Source organism: Ruminiclostridium cellobioparum DSM 1351 = ATCC 15832 (assembly GCF_000621505.1).
Classification (GTDB): Bacteria; Bacillota; Clostridia; order Acetivibrionales; family DSM-1351; genus Ruminiclostridium; species Ruminiclostridium cellobioparum.
In genome coordinates this window covers 274961-284160 of sequence record NZ_KK211289.1, presented here as the reverse complement: position 1 = coordinate 284160, position 9200 = coordinate 274961, and the positions used below count along the sequence as shown (strand labels likewise).

Genomic DNA, 9200 nt, shown 5'->3' with positions numbered 1-9200 from the left:
ACAAATCGAGTATTCCATAAGAAACTGGAAGTTGCAGGAATGACCCAAAGTATGTCAAGAGTAGCAAAATGCATTGATAATGGTCCTATGGAAGGTTTCTGGGGTATCCTTAAAAGAGAACGATATTATGGGAAGCGATTTACCAGTAGGGAATCGGTAGTAAAAATGATAGAAGAGTATATTGAGTACTACAACAATAAACGATTACAAAGAAATCTTGGTGTATTAACGCCAATGGAGAAACATGATATGTATTTACATGCAGCATAAAAACTGCCAGCAGGTTATACCTACTGGCAGAAAAGATTTTTATTTTTTTAATTGTCTACTTGACGGGGAGCGGTTCATAGCGCGATACTCCCTTGCTTTTTTTAGTGAATGTAAAAGAGAGAGTAAATTATATTGATGGCTTGAATTTTTTAGTTTCTTCTTTGGCAAGATAATATTATTGTTATTTTATTTAGGTATTGCCAGAGATTCTTTCAGTATACATTTTTTAGCAATATTTTACTCTATCCCAATTCTTGTATTGCTGAGTCCATTTCATCATTACATTAAGGTATGCTAAACAGAACATTTTCCCCAAAAGCACTATCTGCCGGAAATACGGTCTTCGGCTTTGTCACCTTGCGGAATTGACGGTGAAGGCCTTCAATAATATTCGTTCTATTCCTTTGAATACGGCTTTTCTAAGTGCTGAGAACAAAATTACATTTTTAAATAATTTCTTGTCTGTATCTGTTATTTTATTCTGTTTTAATGTTGTACTTTACAGGGAATACTTCGAGGAATTTTCCCCCGTAAACCTCCGGCTGTGTCCCAGTTTACCACAGATGAAAAAGCCTGACAAGGAGGGGTTCACCATGAACTGTGGGGCTTTGCAGATAAAGTTCTGTTTAGCTTTTCTTCTTATCCTCAATATACCTTTCAAGTACCTTTTTGGCTAAATTACTCTGATTCGATGAGTCAAGACCAAGAACTTCATATCTCCATATAACTTGTTGTTCAAATGGGTCTACTGTTGAAATATCATTATATCTGTAATTAATTTTAAATTCATCAGTGTCTTTAATTACGAGAGTAAGATTTGTCCATAATTCCTGTTTATTCACTACGAATTCATTTTGCAAGTCTTTAAAATCTTTTTTAATTTCATCTCTTAAATCATCAAACTCATCTTCATTAATCTCATAATTTTTAGGAATATCAAAACTATACACTAATTTCTTTTTATTTTCAGTATAATAAAAGAAGTACATAGTATACATAGAATTAGCTAATTGAGCATATAAATAAATCTCACTCCACTTCTCAGGTATTAGCTTATCGAGTTTTGTTGCTATATCAGAATATATTGTCTCTATTCTTTCTGTTTTCATAACTTACCTCCTCATTAATTTAGAACAATTAAATAAATATTATTATCTTGTTTTTGCTCCTTTAATGTTATCTAGTGAAAAACTTTGAGTTATTCCATCAATAGTTTGTTCAATTTCAAATGAATCTGGTCTAAACGAGTCACCACTAAATTTAGGTTTTATTTTCACATAAACTGCAGCTCCTCCATCAATTGCTTTTGCCCATGAGTTCTCTAATATTTTGTATGCACTTACATTAACATTTCCATTCATTGCTACTATATTATCAATTAAAGCTGAACCTCCAAATCTTGTGGCTATTAAATGACCACCCTGATCTTTTGACTGTCTACTAGTCCCACCCGCTTCTAGTTGATGTATCTTGTTTCTTTCTCTATCCTCTTTCTTTACATTTCTTAAGGTACCTTCAGCACTTTTTATCCTTCCTTTCGAATCGGTTTTATACTTATACCCATTAACTTCATATGAAGAATCAGGTTTCAGTTTATATTCATCATCAAAATGGTTACCTTCACTTACTCCTGTACCGGCTGCTTGCATCCCCTGCGCAAAATCTTGAAGATTTGCATTAGCCTGTGGTTCATTCTTCTTTTTCTTGGTTTCTTCCAGCTTACCTCTTAATTCTCCACTTTCTTCCAAAATCCTGCTTGCTTCTGATTTTTTTTCAACTTCTGTTTCTTTTCCACTCGCCATCATAACAACATTTGTGGTCTGACCTTTTTCCACCCACATTTCATGGCTTTCATCGCCCAGCTTGAATTTGACCTTCGGAGTGAGCATTTTCCGAATGGCTCCTGATATTTTGGCGGCTCCCGCTGCCAGTATCTGTGTTCCAAGCTTCTTCAGGTTCATCCTGCCGAGTGTCATGAGGTTATTATGTATGCCGCTCTTGATGGTTCCGAAGAAGTCTCCTCCGCCTCCATCTTTACTGCCGCCTTTGCTGTCTCCCTTACCGCCTCCCTGGGTCTGTTCGCTTTCCTTGCCGCCTGCATTTCCCCCTATTCCCATGGCTGTCATGAGTTTGGCCCCGTTACCCATGCTGGATAAGGTTGTTTTCTCGGATGTGTCCACCATGTTTGTTGCCTGGTCTGTAACCTGGTCTATCATTCCTCCCACGGTTTTCACAGGACCCTCCAGCGGCTTCATTATGCCCTGCACGGGGCCTGAGCCTGCTATTTTGTCCAGTATTTTGTCGGCATAGGGTATGTATTGTCTGATCAGCTCTACTATGGACTTGCCGGCTATTGCCTCTATTCCTTTGAATACTGCCTTTATTAACGCTGACGGCGGATGTGTGATGATAAAGTTCAGTACCATGTCCACAGCCTTGTTGGCTATGGTTTTTATGAGCTGGGCAGGCTGTCCCAGCAGTGTTACTTTTTCTTTGATGCTTCCCGAGATTTCTTTTACTTTGGTTTTTATGCTGCCGAAGAAGTCTCCTACTGCTTCTTTCAGTCTTTCTGCTCCCTCACTCAGTGCTTCTGCAGGATTCCCAACTTTTTCGATTACTGTCACCACGCCTGCATATATTGCACTGAAGACTTCAAACCAGGGTTTTGCCACTATGTTTATGATCCCCAGTATTTTGTTCAGTCCCCCTGCTATTTTGCCATATATGCCTTTGAGGACATTTAAGACTTTTGTAAGGACATGCAGTACTTTTATGAGTCCCTTTTCTTCACGGCCTGCCGCCGGTTCTTTTTCCTCTTCTTCCTTGGGCTCCTGAGGCAAGCCCCTTAGCTGTCCGAACAGGCCTTTTACCAGGAAGCCTCCGATTCCGGCAGGACTCATTATTTGTTTAACATCTGAAAGCTTTATACTTCTGATTGTGTTGACAAAGCTCAATACCGAGCCTACCTGTTTTAACAGCTGCGGCAGTGTTGTTGTGAGCCAGGTTACTATCTGCACTACTACGCTTCCTCCGCCTGTTGCTATTGCCGCCGCTATTTCGGCTGCTATCTGGGCACCTTCGAGTACTACACTGAACACTTTCTTAAAGTCCATGCTCAGGAATTTCTTGATTCCCGACATTACTGCCTTGTACAGCTTCTGTATCCCGGTGAACATGCCGTCCACTGTTTTTGCCATGAAGTCCAGTGCTGCCGTGACTCCCTTTTTCAGTTTGTCTGCGGCTGCATTTACTATTTTTGTGGCCTTGTTTACGGCGTTGTCTATAAAACCGCATATTTTTTTGGATATCCCGGGGAATTTGGCAAATACTTTTTTCACAAGGCCTTTCAGTACATTTCCAAGTCCTTTGATTGCGCCGACTACCAGTCTTCTACCTGCCTCTATCAATCCCATTGCTGCCTGTTTTGCTTTTTCAAATATGGTTTTTACCGCCTGGCGCAGCTTGTCAAATACAAAGCTTACCGCTTTCTTTACGAAGTCTACCGCTTTTTCCGCCTTGTCCTTGGCCCAATCCCAGGCTTTTTCGAAGATGTTCTTTTTGTGCTCCTTTTCGCCTTCCTTTTTCTTTTCTTCGGCTTCCTTTTTGGCCGTCTTGCATTCCTTGTCCGCATCCTTTTCTGCCTGGGACATTGTCTTTTTGACTTCGCCCTCTTTTTCGTCCTTTATCTGTCCTACTTCTTTTTTCTTTTTCTCTGCCTCGGTACTTGCCTCTTTGTCATATTCGGCACTTGCGGTGTTTACCTCGTTCCTCCACTGATTTCTATAGCCTTCCACCTCGGCTTTTGCATTGGCCTGTTCCTTTAGCTGGGTATCACGTGCCTGTGTCTTTTGGCTTTCTATCTGCTCATTGGCATTTTGCTTTGCATTGGATACTCCCGTATCGAATTGAGCCTTGCCCTGCTGGTATTCGTTTTCTTTTCCCTGCATAAAGGTTTTCAGTTCGGAACTCAGTTGTGGATTTGCTATGGAAGCTACGTCAGGAGGTATGGGTGCTGTCCTGTTGATGTCCAGCCCAAGAGGTATGACTCCGCTTATGGGTTTTGCGGCCTTTATTTTTGTTGGATCTTCCTGGGGTGCTATGCCGTTTTCTCCGAATTCCTGATTTGTCTGGCTCAATTCGGCCTGCTTGGCCGACTGCACATTTTGTCCCGCCTCGGCCTTAAAGCCCTCCATCTGATTTGGGTCGGCTTCTCCCGTCATTCCGATTGACGGTGTATTCTTCGAATATTCCCTTGCCTCGGCCATTACATCATCTGCGTCGGCCTCTGGGTCTGAACCCAATTTAATGTCACCAGGCATTCCTTCCTGCGTTTTTCCTCCTGCCTTTTCGCTCTTGAAGGCCGCAGGTTCGTTATGCTTTATTTCCTTTACCCTTGCAGCGGCAGTTTTTAAGCCCTTGTCCTTTTTTGCAGGAAGTCCTGTAGGCGTGGGTATTTCAGGCATAACAGACTGTGTCTTTGCCCGCTGCTTTTCAAAGGCACCGTCTGATACGGCTGTCGCCTGCGAAAATGCATTTACTGCTTCTGTGGGGGGAATGCTCCCCAGTTGATTTAATATTTTTAAGGGATCCTCACCCGAGATTTTAACTGCCGGTGCCTTTGCTGCCTGTTTCTGAGCTTTTTCAGTATTTGCAGCACCTTCAGACTTGCTTGTTTTTTCTGGTTTTTCAGAGCCTGCGGAAGCTGGGTCAGATTCCGCATTTGATATGGTCTCCTGCTTGGCCTGGGCATCTTTATCAGCGGTTGCCGTATTTTTTTCAGCTGCTGCTTTTTTATTTTCTGCCTGCTTACCGCTCTCAGCTGCTTTATCTTCCTTGAGGGAAGCAGGTTTTGCTTCTATATCTGTCTGGGGATTGGTATCACCCTTGTTTTCAGGTTTTGTCGGAAGGGACTCTTTATTTTGCTGCATAGTTTCCTGTTGGGAGGTTTGCTGCTGCGATTTCTTTCGCAAAGAGCCTTCCTTGGCCGGTTCAAGTTGTTTTGAGCTTGTTTCCTTGCTCGTGCTGCCATCTGCAGCAGATTTATTTAAAACAGTGCTGATATTACTTTCTGCGTCCGATTTATTCAAAACAGTTGTTACCGGAGCCGCCTTTTCCTTTGCTTCCTGCTTTTCAGCCTTTTGCTCAGCCGGCTTTGGTGCCTCCGTCTTATTATCCGGGCTGCCGGAATTGCTTTGTTCCCCGGCTTTTTCCACGGTCTTGCTGCCGGTATCCGGTTGCTGCACTTCAGATTGCTGATTCTCCGATTGTTTTATTTCTGACTGCTGCATTTCAGAATCCGGCTGCTTATTCTGTGTGTCAGGAGTTGTTTCTTTATCCTGGCCGGGTTGGTTATTTTTTTGAGGTATCTTCTTTATATCAGAAAGCAGTTTAATAACCGCCTGGTTTCCGATGGTTTTCTGGAGGATATTATAATCCTCTTGAGACAGGGAATTAGGCAGCCTTCTGAGGCGCAGGATTATTTCCATATAGTTGGGCTGCTTGACAGGCGGACTTGGCCTTGTAGATGTGCCACGGAGGTTTTTTTTCTGTGAATCGGGTGTTTTAAGGGGTACTCTTGTGTACATGTGTTCAACTCCTCAAATTTATTCCTATATTGATTAGTAAATTTTGAAGTTGATTTAACACCCGGATCCGAAAAAAATTCTACAATTAAGATTTTTACGGTAGGTGAGAAAAGATGTATTTCCTTATTTCCGGGCTCTAAAAGCTATGTCCGCAGCGCTTTTTGATATTTCCAGTTATTAATTGAAAAGCAGTACTAAATAAATTTTTTAAATTGACGATAATAGATATAGTAGAATTTATTTTCTGTTATTGTAACTTAGAAGGCAGGTGTAAAAAATGAAAATCACAGGTGATGTTTACAATGTTTCCAAGATTTATGACTCCAAGAAACCGGTTGGAAAAATTGAAAAAACCAGTTCTGTGGCTCCCAAGAAGGATGTAATATCCATATCCAGCAATGCTATGGATTATCAGACCGTAACAAAAGCTCTCAAAGAAGTTCCTGATGTCAGGCAGAACAAGGTTGATGAATTTGCCCAGGCATACAGAACGGGAAGCTATGATGTAAGCGGGAGAGAAATAGTAGAAAAGCTTGGAAAATCTATTATCGATCAGAAAGCGTAATTATACAAAAAGCTTTTGCAGAGTTCTTAAACAAAAAGCTAAAGATAAAATTTTTGACCTAATGAAATGCACGAATGTTCGGAGGTGTAAAATCAGATATGGAATCAGAATTAGTCAGACAGTTGATAAATATACTGAGCCAGGAAAATGACATATACGATACACTTTATAAGATTTCCAACAATAAAAAGGAACTTATTATTGGGGGGAAGGTTATTGAGCTGGAGAACATAGTGAAAATAGAGCAATCTCTGGTTATAAAGATCTCAAAACTGGAAGATCAGAGGGAGAATATCGTTGGTGAATTGTGCAGGTTATTGGGTCAAAAACCGGAAGATATTACAATCTCGTTGCTGACTGCGAGACTTGGGGAAGTGGAAGCGGCCCAATTAAAAGTATGTCAGGAAAAAATGCTTAAAAGTATCAATGCGCTCAAAGACAATAATGAACTGAACTCAAAGCTTATTAAAACCTCGCTTGAGTACATTGATTTTTCAATAAATATGATGACAAGTATTGATGCCGTAACCAATAATTATGGCAGCACCGGTCATTCGGGAGATACAAAAAAGAGAAATCTTTTTGATGTAAAACTTTAATTTTCTTCTAATAGGGGGACCATCAGACATGGCAGTGGGTTTTTCAAGTTATGACATAGCACGTTCAGGATTGTATGTCAGTGAAAGAGGTCTTGCAGTTACAGGACACAATCTTTCCAATGTTGATACAGTCGGATATACGAGGCAGCAGGCCATGATTGAAACAAGTCACTATATCACTGACTACGGCAAGAACGGCAAGATGTTTCAATATGGACTTGGTGCGGATATTCAGGAAACAAGACAGATCAGACATACGTTTCTGGATAATATATACAGACAGGAAAACACCTCACTGGGTTACTGGGAAACCAGAAGCAAAACCTTTCAGGACGTGGAGGCCATATTAAATGATCCTATGGGGGACGGCCTTCAGGAAGTTATGAACCAGTTCTGGGATTCCTGGCAGGAGCTTACCAAGACGCCTGAAAGCTTGACTACGAGGGCATTGGTAAGACAGAGAGGCCAGGCGCTCACCTATTATTTCAATCATATAGGAACACAGCTTGACAAACTGCAGGCAGATCTGAACTCGGAAATAAAGGTGCGGGTTGATGAAGTAAATGATATTACAGGTCAACTGGCAAAGCTTAATTATAAAATAGCAACTGAAGAAATAGGCGGGGATGCCGCAAATGATTACAGGGACCAGAGAAATGTGCTGCTGGACAGACTTTCAAAGCTCTGTGACGCAGATGTTCTGGAAATGCAGGACGGACAGGTGGATGTTACACTTGGAGGCTATTACCTGGTATCCAAGGGAACTTCAACAAACTTGTACGTTGAAGCCAATCCAAAGCATGGAGAATATTTTTATCCCATGCTCCAGGGAACTAATACCGAAGTCAATATAAAGGGCGGAATACTCAAGGGCTTGCTCGAGTCCAGAGGTGAGGTGCCAGGCATAAAAGGAAGTTATGAAAACGGAACTCCCAAAGAGAAGGTAGATATAACCTTTGCCATCGATACATCCTATGGCTCGGGTACGGGTGCCGAAGAATACCTTTCCAAGCTAAGGGCTACAATTGACGAATATGTTGCAGGTTTAAAAAATTCCGGTGTTGATTTCAATATACGGTTTGTGTCCATGGGAGCAGGTTCAACTGTTTTCAACGGTACGGTGTATGACAGGGATAATATAGATGCCTTCATAAATGACACTGCGGGATTGGACGCGTTATGCTCAGAGGCAGGTGACACTGACGCAAGTTTCGGCGCATTGATTTCAACACTTGAAGGTTTGAATGACGGCGGCGATTTCAGAGAGGATGCCGCGAAAGCAACATTTGTACTTACAAATGAAAGTGTGGACGGTAATGACGGAACTCCGGCTGAAGCAGCTGACTACATAAACAGACTGAACGCCATTGGAATGAGGACATCGGTGGTGACCGGCAAGGAATATTTCAGTTCCGGCGTGGGAAACACGACATCAGGAAAACCTGAAATGGGCTGGAATACCATAGCAGCCGGTACAAGCGGAACCGTATTTGATATCGGAACAGAAAATTTTAATAATGTAGTGGAATTTGTCAATGCCGATACCAGGAGAGCTGTTAATGCCAACAGCGGAAATATCCCAATTTCAAAGAACATCGTATCCGATGTGAAAATAAAGCTTAACGCAATGCTCAGCGGACTGTGCAAGGAGATAAATTATCTGCAAAAGTCGGGATTTACGCTTGACGGTCAGCCGGGGGTCAATTTTTTTGAACCTATAGACGATCTCTTCCCCATCCAGATGGGTAACATAAAGCTCAGTGATGCATTGCTGAGTGATGACGGTTTGAACAATATCGTCGCATCAGACGACAAGGAGGCAAAGGGCGGAAACAACATAGCCAGACTGATTGCCAACCTCAGAGACCAGGATATAATGACGGATGTTACGGGGGTTGTCAGTATTGACGAATATTACAGGGCGGTCATACTTGATATAGGCAACGGAGGTTCTGAAGCCTTGAAAACTTCTGAGAACCAGACAACCATAGTGCAGTCGGTAGATCAGCAGCGCAGTTCGATTTCAGGGGTTTCCATGGACGAGGAAATGGCAAATATGATGAAATTCAAGTTTGCATATGACGCTTCTTCAAGAGTTCTTAACATTATAGATTCAATGGTGGAAAACGTCATAATGTCCATGGGCAAGGTCGGAAGATAGGCAGCAGTGCATTAATCATT

6 protein-coding genes and 1 pseudogene are annotated in these 9200 nt (G+C 41.9%); 4 read left to right on the top strand and 3 right to left on the bottom strand.

Annotated features, from left to right (window positions below):
* Nucleotides 1-270, top strand: a 270-nt coding sequence (locus T344_RS0120650) for an IS3 family transposase (RefSeq protein WP_027630263.1), incomplete at its 5' end; no start/stop codon positions are given.
* A 226-nt stretch (nucleotides 271-496) separates the two neighbouring features.
* On the opposite strand, the pseudogene T344_RS30555 reads toward T344_RS0120650, so the two are convergent.
* The 3 genes and pseudogenes from T344_RS30555 to T344_RS31420 all read right to left on the bottom strand — a co-directional run.
* Nucleotides 497-665: pseudogene (locus tag T344_RS30555) on the bottom strand (IS256 family transposase); the annotation flags it as partial.
* A gap of 231 nt (nucleotides 666-896) precedes the next feature.
* The gene (locus T344_RS0120645; RefSeq protein ID WP_027630262.1) at nucleotides 897-1379 is read right to left on the bottom strand and encodes an immunity protein YezG family protein; all 483 of its coding nucleotides are present in this window, start codon (nucleotides 1377-1379) and stop codon (nucleotides 897-899) included.
* A 42-nt stretch (nucleotides 1380-1421) separates the two neighbouring features.
* Complete coding sequence (locus T344_RS31420; RefSeq protein WP_084331296.1) at nucleotides 1422-5855, bottom strand: DNA/RNA non-specific endonuclease; 4434 nt, start codon at nucleotides 5853-5855, stop codon at nucleotides 1422-1424.
* A gap of 277 nt (nucleotides 5856-6132) precedes the next feature.
* On the opposite strand from T344_RS31420, the gene T344_RS0120630 reads away from it, so the two are divergent.
* The 3 genes from T344_RS0120630 (at nucleotide 6133) to flgK (ending at nucleotide 9180) form a co-directional block, all read left to right on the top strand.
* Nucleotides 6133-6420: a flagellar biosynthesis anti-sigma factor FlgM gene (locus T344_RS0120630; RefSeq protein ID WP_027630261.1), complete on the top strand. Its 288-nt coding sequence runs from the start codon at nucleotides 6133-6135 to the stop codon at nucleotides 6418-6420.
* Between the two features lie 98 nt (nucleotides 6421-6518).
* Nucleotides 6519-7019 (top strand): flagellar protein FlgN, encoded by a 501-nt coding sequence (locus T344_RS0120625; protein ID WP_027630260.1) that lies wholly within the window; start codon nucleotides 6519-6521, stop codon nucleotides 7017-7019.
* A gap of 28 nt (nucleotides 7020-7047) precedes the next feature.
* On the top strand, nucleotides 7048-9180 hold the full coding sequence (gene flgK, locus T344_RS0120620) for a flagellar hook-associated protein FlgK (protein WP_027630259.1): 2133 nt from the start codon (nucleotides 7048-7050) through the stop codon (nucleotides 9178-9180).
* Nucleotides 9181-9200: the final 20 nt, after the last annotated feature.

Excerpts from the sequence above, each read along its gene's own strand:
- flgK (WP_027630259.1), top strand. The coding sequence starts at position 7,048 with ATGGCAGTGGGTTTTTCAAGTTATGACATAGCACGTTCAGGATTGTAT.
- T344_RS0120625 (WP_027630260.1), top strand. The coding sequence starts at position 6,519 with ATGGAATCAGAATTAGTCAGACAGTTGATAAATATACTGAGCCAGGAA.
- T344_RS31420 (WP_084331296.1), bottom strand. The coding sequence starts at position 5,855 with ATGTACACAAGAGTACCCCTTAAAACACCCGATTCACAGAAAAAAAAC.
- T344_RS0120645 (WP_027630262.1), bottom strand. The coding sequence starts at position 1,379 with ATGAAAACAGAAAGAATAGAGACAATATATTCTGATATAGCAACAAAA.
- T344_RS0120630 (WP_027630261.1), top strand. The coding sequence starts at position 6,133 with ATGAAAATCACAGGTGATGTTTACAATGTTTCCAAGATTTATGACTCC.